The 13186-nt window shown below is 70.9% G+C and carries 17 protein-coding genes; 1 reads left to right on the forward strand and 16 read right to left on the reverse strand.

The window, feature by feature from the left end:
• Window positions 1-63: 63 nt before the first annotated feature.
• The 16 genes from ACZ4E1_RS17850 to ACZ4E1_RS17925 form a co-directional block, all read right to left on the reverse strand.
• Window positions 64-369, reverse strand: coding sequence for a hypothetical protein (locus ACZ4E1_RS17850; protein WP_467540116.1), 306 nt, complete (start codon window positions 367-369; stop codon window positions 64-66).
• Window positions 370-482: 113 nt separating this feature from the next.
• Window positions 483-1643 (reverse strand): hypothetical protein, encoded by a 1161-nt coding sequence (locus ACZ4E1_RS17855; protein WP_467540119.1) that lies wholly within the window; start codon window positions 1641-1643, stop codon window positions 483-485.
• A 42-nt stretch (window positions 1644-1685) separates the two neighbouring features.
• Window positions 1686-2513, reverse strand: coding sequence for a methyltransferase (locus ACZ4E1_RS17860; protein ID WP_467540121.1), 828 nt, complete (start codon window positions 2511-2513; stop codon window positions 1686-1688).
• Between the two features lie 168 nt (window positions 2514-2681).
• Complete coding sequence (locus tag ACZ4E1_RS17865) at window positions 2682-3701, reverse strand: DUF3560 domain-containing protein (RefSeq protein WP_467540124.1); 1020 nt, start codon at window positions 3699-3701, stop codon at window positions 2682-2684.
• 51 nt (window positions 3702-3752) lie between these two features.
• A complete protein-coding gene (locus ACZ4E1_RS17870) occupies window positions 3753-4046 on the reverse strand; it encodes a hypothetical protein (protein WP_467540127.1) in 294 nt (97 codons plus the stop codon).
• Between the two features lie 112 nt (window positions 4047-4158).
• Window positions 4159-6849: a DUF3560 domain-containing protein gene (locus ACZ4E1_RS17875; protein ID WP_467540129.1), complete on the reverse strand. Its 2691-nt coding sequence runs from the start codon at window positions 6847-6849 to the stop codon at window positions 4159-4161.
• 209 nt (window positions 6850-7058) lie between these two features.
• The gene (locus tag ACZ4E1_RS17880) at window positions 7059-7220 is read right to left on the reverse strand and encodes a hypothetical protein (RefSeq protein ID WP_467540131.1); all 162 of its coding nucleotides are present in this window, start codon (window positions 7218-7220) and stop codon (window positions 7059-7061) included.
• Between the two features lie 136 nt (window positions 7221-7356).
• On the reverse strand, window positions 7357-7800 hold the full coding sequence (locus tag ACZ4E1_RS17885; protein WP_467540133.1) for a hypothetical protein: 444 nt from the start codon (window positions 7798-7800) through the stop codon (window positions 7357-7359).
• Window positions 7801-7860: 60 nt separating this feature from the next.
• The gene (locus tag ACZ4E1_RS17890) at window positions 7861-8376 is read right to left on the reverse strand and encodes a hypothetical protein (protein ID WP_467540135.1); all 516 of its coding nucleotides are present in this window, start codon (window positions 8374-8376) and stop codon (window positions 7861-7863) included.
• Window positions 8377-8450: 74 nt separating this feature from the next.
• Window positions 8451-9038 (reverse strand): hypothetical protein, encoded by a 588-nt coding sequence (locus ACZ4E1_RS17895; RefSeq protein ID WP_467540137.1) that lies wholly within the window; start codon window positions 9036-9038, stop codon window positions 8451-8453.
• A gap of 26 nt (window positions 9039-9064) precedes the next feature.
• Window positions 9065-9688 (reverse strand): hypothetical protein, encoded by a 624-nt coding sequence (locus ACZ4E1_RS17900; RefSeq protein WP_467540139.1) that lies wholly within the window; start codon window positions 9686-9688, stop codon window positions 9065-9067.
• 113 nt (window positions 9689-9801) lie between these two features.
• Window positions 9802-10416: a hypothetical protein gene (locus tag ACZ4E1_RS17905; RefSeq protein WP_467540142.1), complete on the reverse strand. Its 615-nt coding sequence runs from the start codon at window positions 10414-10416 to the stop codon at window positions 9802-9804.
• 29 nt (window positions 10417-10445) lie between these two features.
• The gene (locus tag ACZ4E1_RS17910) at window positions 10446-10700 is read right to left on the reverse strand and encodes a hypothetical protein (protein ID WP_467540144.1); all 255 of its coding nucleotides are present in this window, start codon (window positions 10698-10700) and stop codon (window positions 10446-10448) included.
• Between the two features lie 31 nt (window positions 10701-10731).
• Complete coding sequence (locus ACZ4E1_RS17915; protein WP_467540146.1) at window positions 10732-11658, reverse strand: hypothetical protein; 927 nt, start codon at window positions 11656-11658, stop codon at window positions 10732-10734.
• Between the two features lie 20 nt (window positions 11659-11678).
• Window positions 11679-12032, reverse strand: coding sequence for a hypothetical protein (locus ACZ4E1_RS17920; RefSeq protein ID WP_467540148.1), 354 nt, complete (start codon window positions 12030-12032; stop codon window positions 11679-11681).
• 157 nt (window positions 12033-12189) lie between these two features.
• Window positions 12190-12360, reverse strand: coding sequence for a hypothetical protein (locus tag ACZ4E1_RS17925; protein ID WP_467540151.1), 171 nt, complete (start codon window positions 12358-12360; stop codon window positions 12190-12192).
• A 168-nt stretch (window positions 12361-12528) separates the two neighbouring features.
• On the opposite strand from ACZ4E1_RS17925, the gene ACZ4E1_RS17930 reads away from it, so the two are divergent.
• A complete protein-coding gene (locus ACZ4E1_RS17930) occupies window positions 12529-13137 on the forward strand; it encodes a hypothetical protein (protein WP_467540153.1) in 609 nt (202 codons plus the stop codon).
• Window positions 13138-13186: the final 49 nt, after the last annotated feature.

Genomic DNA, 13186 nt, shown 5'->3' on the forward strand with positions numbered 1-13186 from the left:
CAGTTGGGTTGCCCCGGCGGACTTGGCTGCCAGGCCGTCAGGCGGTGGCGTTCGGGGTGGGGGTCAGGCGCGGCCGGCGAGGGTGTCGATGAGCTGCTGGGCGTGGGGCGCGAGCTGGTTGGGCCCGGCGAAGGTCATCTCGTTGTCGAGCTGGCGGGCGAAGTAGTTGAAGCGCCAGCGGGGGAGGTCGTCACCGCGTTCGAGCATCTGGGCCAGCTTGTGGGCCCAGCGGGCGCAGGCGGTCATGGACTCGCGCTCAGGGCCGTTGGCCATCAGGTCCGCGCGGGCTCCGGCGACGAGGCCGTAGCCGGTGAGGATGGCGGCCGTGGCGATGGCCTCGGGGGCGATCAGGGCGGTGGTGGTGGCCATGTCGGACTCCTTGGGGGTGGTGGTTGGTGACACATTCATCATTGACCAAGACTCTCGGGACAACCTCCCTTTACCGATGAATTTGGTCAAGAAATCGTCAGGAAAACCGCAGGTCAGGAGGCATCCTCCACGTAGACGAGCACGCCGTCGCGCCACTCCAGGCGCTGCCCCTCGTCCAGCTGCTCCTCGACCTCGTACCTGTCGATGGCCGCGCGGCACTCGGTGCAGACCAGCCGGCTCCGGTCGCCGTCGGCGGCGAGGTGGTTGTAGCTGCCGGTGCCGCACTCGTAGCAGGGCACGACCTTCACGTCCTGGCCGTCGGTGGCGGCATCCTTCTCGGCGGTGCTGCCTGCGAGTTCGGTCCAGCGGAGGAAGCGTCCGCAGCGGATCCAGTGGGCCTGGCTCTCGCGGCCGGCCAGGTCATACTCGCCGTACTCACCCGGCGCGGGGTCGCATCCGCAGTCGCAGGCCTTCTGCTCCTGCTGGCTGTCGCGGTTCAGCTTGCAGCGGGTGCAGTCGATGTCGTGCCAGTCCATGACGGACCCGCAGGCGCACCGCCAGGTTTCGTAACCCCAGCACCACTCCCAGCCGCCGACGCAGTAGCGGCCCTCGCGGTCGGGCTCGATGACCTTCGCGGACTCCTTGCCCGCGCCGTCTGCGAGGGAGGTCCAGGAGACGCGGAGGACGACGACCAGCGGGTTGCCCTCGCGGTCGGTGCCGCCGCCGTCGATGACGTGGACGGTGTCCAAGCCGTCCGGGCCCCATTCGTCGAGCAGGTCCTGCGTCTGCTTGGCGAGCTTGCGGACGTTGTCGAGGGTGAAGTGGGGCGAGACCCATCCGTTCCACAGGTTGGCGGGGTCGACCTTGGCGTCGAGGGGGCCGAGCATGTCGTCGATGCAGACGCGGGTGTCGATGATGCGGGCGCGGGCGGCGGCCCTGCGGAGTTCGGCGGGCGTGCGGTAGCCCTCCCAGATCTCGCCGTCCTCCTGGTCGAGTTCGTAGGCGAGCGTCTTGCACATCTGGGCGTAGAGGGCCTTGCGGTGGGCGTGGGTGAGGCTGTCCCGGTTGCGGCTGGCGGTCCACGCCTTCACCCAGGCGTTCCTGTCGAAGCGGGGGTTGAGCGGCATGTCGGCCGCGACCTGGAGGCAGACCCTGCGGTCGATGTGCGCGCCTTCGGTGCCGGCGAGGCGGGCGCGGGTGAGCAGGATGTCGCCGACGGCCTGGAGGGCGGCGGACAGTTCGGGCTTGGTGACTTCCGGGGTCGGGCTGGTCATGACGGTTCCCTTCGTGCGGGTGGGTTGGATGAGGGCGGCCGGTCAGGCCATGGCGAAGAGGTCGAGCTGGTGGGGCTGGCGCTGGAGCCAGCCGTGGGTGTGGAGCGGGCCGTCGGGGTCGCCATCGAGGCGGAGGAGGACGGTGCGGACGCGGGTGCCGGACGGGGCGAACGCTTCGTCGGGCAGCGGGATCAACTCCCCTTCAGCGAGGGCGATCAGCTCGCGGAACTCGATGGCCGCGCGGTCGCTGTGCCAGGTGATCGACTCGGGGAGGACGGTGACGAGGGTTCCGCCGTCGCGCATGAACTTCAGGGCGTGCAGGACGTGGGCGATGGCGTTGGCGAACGGCGGGTTCATGAGCACGCGGTCGTACGGCTCGTCGATGGCGAGCGGGTCGAGGTCGAGGAAGTCGCCGGCGAGGACCTTGCGGGCGATGCCGAGTTCGCGGAGTGCATGGACGCGGCGGGCGTCGAGTTCGACGCAGTCGACGATGCCCATCTGGTCGGCGGCGGCCTGGGCGAGGTTGCCGGTTCCGGCCGAGGGTTCGAGGACGGTGTGCCCGACGCGGATCGAGGCGTGTTCGAGCATGTCGAAGACGACCTTGGGCGGGGTCGGGAACCAGCCCTGATCGGTGCGCGAGGGCCACTCCCCCGCGGCGAGGCAGGCCCGCATGAACTGTTCGGCGGGGAAGGGGAAGACGTGGGCACGGACGGCGCTGCGTCCGTCCCAGCGTCCGCCGATATCCTTGAGGATGCGGTTCAGCTGCTCGTACAGGGGGCGGTCGAGCTCGAAGGGGATCTGGACGCGGTCGCCGCGGATGACGGTGCGGGGGTCGGTGAGTACCGCGTGGATGTCGTCGGGGATCTTCATCGGGTGCTCCTTCGTGCGGGCAGGACTGGGGGCGCCCCGCCGGCTGGGGCGGGGCGCTGGGGGTGTGGTTGCTACGTCCTCATCATTGACAAATAGCCTCGGGGTAACCTCTTTATCCCGGTTTATTTGGCTGGTGAGGGTGGGGTTTGCCGGGCAGGCTCCGGGGGCTTACCGGCCTTCGGTCTGGAGCTTGGCGGCCATGTCGGCGCCGCTCATCCGGCCCGTGAGCTTGTCGTACGGGAGGGTGCCGGTGCGGGTGTCGAGCTGGTTCGTCCGGTCGTAGACCTTGGCCCGGAAGTCGACCGACTTCGGGACGGTCACGGTCTTGGCGTTGACGCGGAGGACGAGGTACCAGCGGTCGCCGATGGCCGCGTAGTCGCCGGCGGTGAAGTCGTCGCGGCTCCAGATCTTGACGCCGTCGGCCTGGGCGTCGGCGAGGTGCTGTTCCCACTCGGCGATCTGGTCGCACAGGTCGTGGTGGTCGGCGTCGAGGCGGACGAGGCTGTCGTAGATGTACTGCGGGTCGAGCGGGTTGCCGTCCTCCGCGCTTGCGGCGGCGGTGTCGACGACCTTGTCCATGTGGCGCTCGGTGCGCCGCCGTTCGGCGCGAAGCCGGTCGAGGCGGCGGAGGGTGGTACCGGGGCGCTTGCGGCCCTGCTCGTACGTCGCGGCGGCGTCGGCCAGGTCGCGCGTGCGGTCGGCTTCCTGCTGCTCGGCCACGGACTGGCCGGAGAGGGCGTGGGAGCGTTCGAGGTCGCGGATGTGCTTGCGGGCGGAGTAGTGGTCGACCTTGACGGGCTCGCCCTGGTAGCTGGCGTTGATGCGCAGGGCGCGCCGCCACTTCTCGTCGGAGGAGGCTTGCAGCCGGTCGGCGCGGGCGTCGAGGCGGACGGCGCGGTCGCCGGCTCGCCGGTACCGGTCGTCTTCGGCTTCGCGGAAGGTGCGGCGGGCGGTCTCGTCGATGTCGAGGGTGACGGTGTGGTTCTTGCCTTCGAGGGCGGCCTTGGCGCCTCGGATCCGGCGCATGTCGGCGGCCCGGTCGCGGGAGCCGCGCAGGTAGATGAAGCCGACGCTGCGGGCGTAGCGGAAGCCCCAGGGGTTGAGGAGCTCCAGAATGCCGTCGCCGGGTTCGGAGCCGTGGATCAGGGTGCCCTGGGCGCGGGTGTGCTGGATCGTGATGGCGGTCATGCCGGTGCCTCCTGGTCTGGTGTCGGGCGTGGCCGTGCTGGCGGTGGGGGGTCACGCGCTGGCCTGGTAGTGGCGGGCGTGGGCCTCGTGGCGGGCGTCGGCCCAGGCCCGGATGAGGGCGGCCCCGGCGTCGCCGGCGGCGTCGCCGGGGGTGCACCCGCGGTCGAGGGCGGCGAGGTAGCGGGCGGTGATCATGTCGAGGGCGCGGGGGCGGGTGAACGTCTCGACGAGCAGCTCGGGGTCGAGGTTCGGGAAGCTCTCGTGGAGGGAGCGGGCGGCGAGGCCTGCGATCCGGCCGATGGCGTCGCCGAGGTCGCGGGCGGTGATGGTGGGCTGGGCGGCCATGTCTGCCCCTTGGGGTTGATGGTTGGTGACACATTCATCATTGACCAAGAGCTACGGGATAACCTCCGTTTACCGATCGATTTGGTCAAGAGATCGGCAAGGAAACCGCAGGTCAGGCCATCGCGAAGAGGTCGAGCTGGGCGGGCGTCTGGTCGTCCGCCTCCAGGGGCGGCAGGTCACCCAGGGGCGGGATCTTGCGGTCGGGCAGGACCGGCCGGGGCTGAGGGTTCTCGGCGTCGGCTCGTAGCTCGGCGACCACGTCGGGGTCCAGGCCGTGCCGCTCGACCTCCTCGTCGGTCGGCACCCAGCCGGCCGGGCGCCGCTGGAGCCGGTAGTGGACGTCGTGCACGGCCGCCCATGCCTGCCACAGCCGGTCCTCGCGGTCCTCCCAGGCGCGGACCCGTTCGACCGCCTCGGCGAGTTCCGCACGCCGGGCCTTCGCCGCCGCCTCGTACTCCTGGAACTGCTGGGCGAGCCTGCGCGCCTGCACGCCCTGGTAGAGGGGGGCGAGCTTCTCGCACTCCTGCTCGCGGGTCATCGCCACGGGCCGGGGCTTCCAGCGCTTCCACACGGTCACGGCCCGGCGCCCGTCGACGGTGACGAGGACGAGGCGCCGCCTGTTCGGGTCCGGGGCGGCGATGGTGAGGAACCCTGCCTTCACGAGGGCCTTCAAGCGGTGGTTGGAGAGGGTGCGGCCCTCGGTGCCGGGGGTGTCCTGGCAGTGCAGCGTGCCGTAGGCGTGCAGGTAGAGCCGTCCGGTCGCGGCTGCAAGGACGAGTTCGGCGTGTCCGGCGGACCAGCCGAGGGCCTTGGCCTGGTCTCGTTGGAGCTGTACGTCCCCGGGGTCCTCTGCGGGCGGGGCTAGGTCGCCGGCCGGGGCCGTGTCGCGCTGCTCGGGGTCCGGCTCGTCGGCTGCGGGGGGCTCCTCGGTGGGGGTGGCGGGCTCGGGCTGCTCGTCGGCCCCCGCGGGCTCGGGCGGCTCGGCCTCGGCGGGGGCCTGCGGCTCGGCCTCGGGCGTCTGCGGCTGCTCGTTCTTCTCGATGGCCCTGGTGATGCCGCGCCCGGGCGAGCCGTTCCAGTGGTCGCCCCGGTAGGCGTAGCCGCGCTCCGCCAGGAGCTGGGTGACCGCGCTCAGCAGCGAGTCGGACCAGACGGAGCCGGTGAACGTCTCGCCGTCGGGGGCGCTGATCGTCTCGGGCTGGTGACGCTTGTGGGGCCGGTTGCGGCCGTCGAGCCAGGTCAGTGTGGCCTCGGTGGCGTCCCATCGGCAGTCGATCCGTACGCGCGCCGGGACGTTCGGGTCGCGGCGCCGCTTCGGCTTCGCGGCCTGGGCGGCCCGGACGGCGCTCGCCGGGGTCTCTTGGTGGGCCTTCCAGGCGGACTTGGTGCCGGGCACCTTGTTGTCGGCGAGGAAGGCCCGCATCGCGGCTTCGGGGCAGCGGGCGCGGACGGTGCTGTAGTCGATGGTGAACGTACCGACATCGCCGTGAACGGTGGCGTCTTCGAGCGTCAGGACCTGCTTCCGGGTGAGCCGCAGGTTCCAGGCGATGGACAGCGTCTTGGGGTTGACCCGCCTGATCTGGTACCAGGAGCCGTCTCGTAGGGCGAAGTCGCCAGGGGCGAAGTCGTCGGCCTCCCAGAGCTTCACGCCGTCCGTCTTGGCCTGCTCGACGACCTGCCGCCAGTGGGCGATCTCTTCGTCCAGGTCCCGGATGCGGCGCTCGGTGCGGCCGGTGTCCCAGCCCTTCTCAACGGCCTCGGCGAGGTCGCGTTCATGGCCGCGCCGTTCGGCTTCGAGCTTGTCGAGGCGCCGGCGGGTGCGATTGGGGTCATAGCGGCGCCCCTCGTACTGCTCGGCGGCTTCCGCCCGGTGGCCGTAATGCGCGGCCTTACCGCTCTCCTCGATCGACTTCCGCATGTGGCTGTCGCTGCGCTCGATGGCGCGACGGCGGCGGCGCTCGCTGTGGTGGCCGACAAGGATCGGCTGGCCGGGCTCGATGCCGTCCAGCGCGCCCAGCGCCGCCTTGTGCCGGGCGTTGCTGTTGCTGGCGGCCCGGCTGGCGCGGTCACTGAACCGCTCGGCGCGGCCCTCGGCCCGTTCCAGGCGTTCAGCTTCGGCTTCGGCGAAGCTGCGCCGCTTGGTCTCGTCGATCTCGACGGTGACTTCGTATCCGGCGCCGCGCAGGGCGGTGACGGCCTGGTTGATGCGCCAGCCCGGTGCTTCCCTGTCGCGGGATCCGCGGATTCCGAGCACGCCCAGGGTGCGGAAGTACCGGAAGCCGTAGGGCCGGACGAGCTCGTAGACGCCGTCGCCCTTCGTGGAGCCTTCCAGGAGCGCGCCGTCCGCGCGGGTGTGGGTGATGGTGACGGACGCTTTCGGGCTGGGCTTCTCGGCCGGGGGCTCCTCGGCTGTCTCCGGCTGCGCCGGGTCCTCGAGGACCTCCGCGCCGGCTGGCGGCTGCTCCGGCTCGGTCTCGGTGGCGGGCGGCTCGTCGCGGACGCGTTCGCCGGTGCCGTTGGTGATGGTGGTGTGCGGGCGGGTCTTGCCGTCGAGGTAGCGGATGGACACCTTGAACTGCCAGCCGCCGTCTTCGCTGACCCAGCGCTCGATGTCGTCGGCGCGGGCGGCGATCGTCTCGTCGGCGTGCTGGGTGAGGACGAGGACGTTGGTGGCGGTGCGCTCGCCGTTGCTATAGGCGCCCTCGACGCGGAAGTCCTTGCCGGAGCCTTGGGCCAGGCCGAGCCGGCGCAGCGCGCGGGCGATGGCGGTGGTGGGGGTCTGGGCGGTCTGGGTGACTGCCATGCGTGCCTCCTTCGGTGGTAAGTGGGGCGGCCCGGCACTCGGGTGCCGGGCCGCGGTGGTGGCGGGGTGGGTCAGTTGGCGCCGCCCATGCCCCACCAGATGCCGTTCCGCTCGTCGGCTTCGGCCTTCCGGCGGGCGGCGAGGCGGGCGTCGCGCTCCTCGGGGGTCTCCTGCCAGACCTTGATGTCGGTGAGCGGGCCTTCGTGGCGTTAGTTCCTGGCGACGATCGCTGCGGCCTCTTCGGGCGTCAGCTTCTCCTCGCCGTTGTTGAGGTAGGTCGTGTTCTTCTCCAGGCCGTCACGCGCCCACCAGGAGCCGGCCGGGGCGGGGTAGCTGTATCGGATCTGCCAGCGCTGGTCGGTGAGGGCCATGACGTTTCCTCCGGGTCCGTGTGGGTGTTACACCTTCTTCATTGACCCAAGCATCTATGGGTTACTCTCCTATCCAAGTTAATTTGGTCAAAAGGTGGGCAAGCATGGCCCCCGCCCCTGGGAGCCGGAGGCCCGCTCAGGCCAGGGCTGCCACAGCCTCTTGAAGCGCAGCCACATCCCGGTAGAGGACTTCGACGCAGGCGACATGGCCGCCGTCAGCGTCTTTGCCGTACGGGTGGGCGTCGGGCATGGTCGCAACCAGCTGGCCGTCTTCCAGCTCGACTCGGGCCTGACTGGCGGGCTGACCGGACCTGTGCATCCAGTCCTTGTACGCGGCGTGCGCGGCGATCTGCTCCAGGGCGGCGGCGAACGCGCTGGGCGGGCCGGGCACGAAGTACCAGGCCTCTTCGACCCGCCACGCGTATGAGCGTTCCTTCTCGGTGGGCTCGCCGTCTCCGAGGTGCAGCCGGTTGCTCGCCGACACGTACTCCGGGGTCGAGACGTAGGCGGATTCGACGCTGCGGACTTCGACGGACCACCAGGGGGTCATGGCGGGGGTCGGTTCGAGGATGGCACCCATCGTCTGCTGCTCCTTGGGTTGAGTTCTGATCAGGTTATGAGGCACGGGGGCGCCGCTCGACTAGTTCCGACCATCCAGGGCGGACAGGGCGCGGACCATGGTCCAGCCGTCGGAGCGGGCCCGAGCGACTTCCCGCTCGTAGGCCGTGCGGTGCTCGGGTCGGACTTCGCCGTCGGCGCCCAGGTGGGATCGGGTGGCCTTGTCGAAGTCGCGGGCCAGTTCGGTGGCTTTGTCGGCGAGGTCGTCGAGTTCGCGCTGGCGCCGGTGCTCGGGGCGCAGGTCGCTGTATTCGAGTCCGAGGCGGCCGAGGGGTGCGCCCTCGTGGGACTCGTCGGCGAGCACCATGCAGTCGGGCGTCTCCTCTGCCGCGATGTGCCAGGCGAGCGCGATGGCCCAGGCGTGCTGGGTGGAGCAGGCGTCGACGACGTAGCGGGTGGCGGGGCCGCCGTCGTAGCGTTCGGGCCCGGCGACGGCGACGGTGAAGGGGCGCTCCTTCTGGCTGTGGTCGCTGGGCAGGTTGCCGTAGAGGGGCTCGCCGCCGTAGCGCTCAGGCGTCTCCAGGTGCTTGCTGGTCATGCTGTCCTCCTGTGGGGGCGGGTAATAGGGCTGTCCGGACCGTGTCCGGACGCGCTGTCTGGGTGGCGTCCGGGCTAGCTGGCGAGGGCGGTCTGATCTGCGCGGATGCTGCCCGGACGCCGCGTCCGGACGATGTCCGTGCGGATGGTGGCGTGGAGGACGGTGGGGTTGCGGTGTCCGGCGTGGTCTACGACCAGGTGCACCCAGGGCCGTCCGGAGATCGAGCGGGAGTCGGGGGCGGGGAGGGGCCAGCCGGGGATGACGCGGCGGGCGCTCCAGGCGCCGTGGAAGTAGATGCGGCCCGCGGCCATGGCGTAGCGGTGGCCGACGAGTTCGTTGAGGTCGAGGCCTTCGAGGGAGAGGTCTCGCAGCTCGTCGGCGAGCGCGCGCAGGGTCCAGGTGGAGGACCAGCCGAGCCGTTCGGCGCCGGCTTCGCGGAGTGTGCGCAGTTCCAGCGGGCTGATCGGCTCGTCCTCGTAGCGGCGGTGGATGGCGTCGTCGAGGGCGCGGAGGAGGTGGCGGGGGGCGGCGGTGGCGTCGGTGTCGGGGAGGTAGGTGGCGGCGGTGGCGTAGATGCCGCGGATGACGGTTTCGGTGACCTGCATGGTGGCCTTTCTGGGCTGGAGGGCGTCCGGAGGGTGGCCGCCGACCTGGGCGGACACGGTCCGGACGCTGTCCGGGCGGTGGGTCAGGAGAAGTTGGCCTGGTCGGCGTGTTCGCCGCCGCGCTTCCAGATGAGGGCGCGCACGTGGCCCGCGGGGACCTCGTAGAAGAGCCGGCCGGTGAGCGGTTCGCCGTCGAGGCGGGTCAGCCGGAGCTCGCGCTCTTCCAGCTCCCAGGCGCTGCCGTCGGGGGCGTTGATCGCTTCGGGCAGGTAGACGTCTACGCATCCGTCTCCGGCGGTTGCCTTGATGGCGATGACCTCGCCGCCGGCCAGGCGGATGCGGTGCATGGGGCCGGGCGCGGTGCCGTCGGTCATGGCCTGGTCGAAGCGGTCGGTGGTGGGGGCGGTCTGGTCGGGGTGTTCGCCGCCGTGCTCCTCGATGAGCGCGCGGAGGGCGGTTGCCGGGACTTCGTAGAAGTGGCGGCCGTCGACCGGTTCGTCTCCGGCGGTGAGCCACGCCTCCCAGGGGTCTTCCAGCTGCCAGGCGTCGCCGTCGGGGGTCTCGATCTCGTCGGGCAGGTAGACGTGGGCCTGGTCGGCGCCGGGGGCAGCCTTGATGCTGATGAGCTGGCCGTCGCCGAGGCGGAGGGGGAGGTAGGCGGCGTCGGTACCGTTGGCGAGGCGGCTGTCGAGGTGGGTGGCGGCCATGGCTGCTCCTGGGGTGGTGGGTGGTGGTTACGTCATCAATCATTGACCATTACCGCCGGGATAACCTCGTTATCCCGGTTTATTTGGTCAAAGAATCGTCAGGAAAGCGCAGGTCAGGACGCTGCCACCGCTGCGGTGTATGCGGCGGGCAGGCCGTCGAGGAAGCTGCTGGCCACCCGCGCGAGGTGGCGGCGCTGGCAGTCGTCGGCGGCCTGCGGACTCGGGCAGGAGGCGGCGAGGCCGCACGCGCACCAGGTGGTGTGGCGGTCGGTTGAGTCGAGGCGGGCGTGAGCGCGGGCGAGGAGAGCGAGGCGCGCGACCAGGGTGAGGCGGAGGAGGCCGCGTCGGTCGGCCGCGAGGTAGCCGCGCTGCTGGATGCTCTCGGTCAGGGTCGGCGGGATCTCGTACTCGCCGGCCGCGATGACGATGTCGTCGTACCGGTCACTGTGGTCGTAGCGGGCCTCCTCCACGCTGTCGATGTAGCGCAGGTTGGAGGCGTCGGTGCCGGTCAGGATGCCGGGAAGGGCCGGGGTGAGGGTGATGGAGTGGCGGACCGGTTCGATCTGGCTGAGGTGCATCCGGCGCCAGCGGATGACGGCGCCGCCTTCGCTGGTGGGCTCGATGGCGTAGCCGCGGTTGCTGGCCCGGCGGAGGAGGCTGAGGGCGTGGGCTTCGGTGGCGGTCCCGGTGCAGGTGCTGTCGGGGCTCTCGATGGTCTCAGTGAACACGGGTGCGTCTCCTTCGGCTTGAGGGCGGGTCAGGCGTTGTCGGCGGGCTCGTCGATGGGCGCGCCGTGGAGGGCGAACAGGGCGCGCAGGTACTCGTCGTTGTCGGCCTGCATGTCGGCGACCACCCTGCGCGCGGCCGGGAGGTGCGGGTCGCAGGCGCCGAGGCCGTAGCCGGTGCGGGCCTGGATGACGGTCGGGGTCTGGGTGTTCTGGCCGCCGAGGAGGCAGGCCACGCAGGGCATCGTGATGGTGAGGCGGGTTTCGCGGGGCTGGGCGGTGTTCACGGGGCGTCCTTCCGGTCGGGCGGGGTGGCGGTCAGGTGCGGGGGAAGCGGTGGCCGTGCTCGGCGAGCCAGGTGGCGAGGCGGAGGGCGGCGTCGGCGGTCTCGGTGTCGATGTCGAGCCCGGCCGGGCTGGCGAACACCTCGTCGATGTACTCGCGGTCGCCGTCGTACAGGTGGGCAGACCAGGGCTCCTGGTGCTCGCTGGCGGGGCGGTCCGCTCGCTCGCCGCAGTGGAGGTAGACCTTCGGTCCGGCGTGGGCCCGGTCCTCGTCGTCGGTGCGGTCGACTGCGGCCAGGACGTAGGAGATGCCGAAGTCCTCGACGAGGAAGGCGGGGATGCCGAACTCGGCGAGGGCGGCGATGAGCTTGTCACTCTCGCGCGGTCCGGCGCTGCCGGCCGCCTTGAGGGCGTAGCCGTGCTGGGCGGTCAGGTGGAAGGGCGGCTTGCCCTGGTTGCAGGGGCGCCGGTTGTCCTCGGCGATGACGGCGGCCAGGCGGTCGCGCTTGTAGTGGACGGTGTTGAGGACGCGCAGCCCCCAGGCCACGATCTCGTCGTCGTCGGATTCGAGCTGGCGTGTGTGGACGATGGTGTTGCGCCGCTTCAGGAGCTCGAAGTCGTCGCGGGCGAGCTGCTCGGTGACCGCGTTCAGGGGTTGCGGCCGGGCGGGGGCCCCGAGGGCGGGTTCCACGAGGTAGTCGAGGACTGCCGGGGAGATGTGGAAGTCCTGCTCGCCCAGCAGGTCCTTGGCCTCCTGCAGCGTGTTCAGGGTGACGCTGGGCAGGCTCTGGCCGGGGTCGGTCGGGGCCGTCGCGGCGGTGGCGGCCGCGTCGGCGAAGAGGTCGGCGAGTCGCTCGATCTTCCAGCGCTGCGGGTGGTAGGCGCGGTCGCGGACGAGGGTGGCGAAGAGGCGGAGGCGTCGGGCGACGGCCTCGGTGGCGGTGGTCTCGATGGTGGCCATGTCGGTCCTTCCTGGATGGGCTAGCTGGCGAGGGCCATGACGTGGGCGGCGATCCGGTGGGCGCACATGTAGGTGGCGCGGAGGCCGGCGGGGCAGGTGCAGGCGGCGCGGGCGGTCCGGTAGACGTCGAGGCCGTCGCTGCTGACGGCCACGTAGACGGCGTTCTTACCGGTGTCGCGGAGGGGGACGAGGCCGCCCATTTCCAGCAGCTCGACGGCCTTCTCGACGAGGTGCGGCTTGTGCTGGCGGGCGATCTCGGCGGCCTTGCCGGCCTTGCGGACCATCCGCCTGCACTTCGGACCAAATCCGTCGGGAGAAGCGTTGCGGAGCCGCCGTCCGCACTTCGTGCACCGGGTGTCCGGCTGGGCGTTCATGGCGGCTCCTTGCTGGTGGGTGGTGGTGTGTCGCGCATTCATCATTGACCAAATGCCTTGGGTTTACCTTCCCTATCCCGGTTTATTTGGTCAAAGAAAGGTCAAGAGACGGCCGCTCGCGAGGGGGGCGGAGCCGAGGCCTCGACCGGCGCCCAGGTCAGGCACCGAGGTCGCAGTGCTCACAGAAGACGACGTCGGCGCCGTCGGCGAGGCACACGAACTCGCGGCCACAGTCGCAGCGGCCGAGGTCAGGCAGCGCCGGTAGCGGCTCGGTGACGCGGACGGCCGGGACGGTGACGACGATGGCGGGGGCAGCGACGGGGGCCATGGGATCCTCCTGCGTTCTGTGTGGTGTTTTGTACCACTTCAATCATCCCCGACCCCGCGACCGTCCAACCTCGTTTGCCCAAGGTTTACGCAGGTCAGAGCGCACACGCACGGCAACAGTGACGCGGCTTCCAGGTTTATCCCGGTGGCCTTGTGCAAGACTCGCGGTATGGCCACCGACAGCCAGCCGCCGGAGAGCGGCTACGAGCCCAGCGCCCAGCTCAAGGAGCGGCTTGCCGCCTGGAATGCCGCCGTGGAGGAGGAGCCGAAAGCCCGCGAGGTCCTGGAGCAGGGCATCGCGACCGAGCTGACCGAGAACCTCCAGCTCACGCTGAACGAGCTTGCGCAGCACATGCCGTGGACGTCGGAGATGCTTCGTCTCCTCATGGCCAAGCGGGGCGTGCCGCCTCGCGACCGGCACCGCAAGAGCGAGGGCGATCAGGCGGCGTACACGCCGAGCGACCGGCTCCGTGACCAGCTCGCCGGCTGGCACATCGCCGTGGACAACGAGAAGAAGGCGCGCGCGGCCCTCGAGGAGGCCGTCGCGAACGACCTGAAGGCGAATCCGCAGCTGACGAACCCGGAGATCGCCGAGCATCTGCCGTGGGGCCAGGAGCAGGTGCGGGTCATCGCGCGGGCGCACGACGTGCCGCGGCGGAGGAAGCGGTCGTCGGAACACCGGCTGACCGTCGAGAACGGAGTGCCGAAGACGGTCACGGTCCCGTACGACTGGTACATCAAGCAGCCGGGCGCCGATCCGAACATCGCGAAGCGGTAGCTCGCCGTCCGAAGGGCCGTGCACCTCGCGGGTGCACGGCCCTTCGGCG

It is taken from the genome of Streptomyces sp. NPDC025806 (genome assembly GCF_055558275.1).

Excerpts from the sequence above, each read along its gene's own strand:
- ACZ4E1_RS17850 (WP_467540116.1), bottom strand. The coding sequence starts at position 369 with ATGGCCACCACCACCGCCCTGATCGCCCCCGAGGCCATCGCCACGGCC.
- ACZ4E1_RS17855 (WP_467540119.1), bottom strand. The coding sequence starts at position 1,643 with ATGACCAGCCCGACCCCGGAAGTCACCAAGCCCGAACTGTCCGCCGCC.
- ACZ4E1_RS17860 (WP_467540121.1), bottom strand. The coding sequence starts at position 2,513 with ATGAAGATCCCCGACGACATCCACGCGGTACTCACCGACCCCCGCACC.
- ACZ4E1_RS17865 (WP_467540124.1), bottom strand. The coding sequence starts at position 3,701 with ATGACCGCCATCACGATCCAGCACACCCGCGCCCAGGGCACCCTGATC.
- ACZ4E1_RS17870 (WP_467540127.1), bottom strand. The coding sequence starts at position 4,046 with ATGGCCGCCCAGCCCACCATCACCGCCCGCGACCTCGGCGACGCCATC.
- ACZ4E1_RS17875 (WP_467540129.1), bottom strand. The coding sequence starts at position 6,849 with ATGGCAGTCACCCAGACCGCCCAGACCCCCACCACCGCCATCGCCCGC.
- ACZ4E1_RS17880 (WP_467540131.1), bottom strand. The coding sequence starts at position 7,220 with ATGGCCCTCACCGACCAGCGCTGGCAGATCCGATACAGCTACCCCGCC.
- ACZ4E1_RS17885 (WP_467540133.1), bottom strand. The coding sequence starts at position 7,800 with ATGGGTGCCATCCTCGAACCGACCCCCGCCATGACCCCCTGGTGGTCC.
- ACZ4E1_RS17890 (WP_467540135.1), bottom strand. The coding sequence starts at position 8,376 with ATGACCAGCAAGCACCTGGAGACGCCTGAGCGCTACGGCGGCGAGCCC.
- ACZ4E1_RS17900 (WP_467540139.1), bottom strand. The coding sequence starts at position 9,688 with ATGGCCGCCACCCACCTCGACAGCCGCCTCGCCAACGGTACCGACGCC.
- ACZ4E1_RS17915 (WP_467540146.1), bottom strand. The coding sequence starts at position 11,658 with ATGGCCACCATCGAGACCACCGCCACCGAGGCCGTCGCCCGACGCCTC.
- ACZ4E1_RS17920 (WP_467540148.1), bottom strand. The coding sequence starts at position 12,032 with ATGAACGCCCAGCCGGACACCCGGTGCACGAAGTGCGGACGGCGGCTC.
- ACZ4E1_RS17925 (WP_467540151.1), bottom strand. The coding sequence starts at position 12,360 with ATGGCCCCCGTCGCTGCCCCCGCCATCGTCGTCACCGTCCCGGCCGTC.
- ACZ4E1_RS17930 (WP_467540153.1), top strand. The coding sequence starts at position 12,529 with ATGGCCACCGACAGCCAGCCGCCGGAGAGCGGCTACGAGCCCAGCGCC.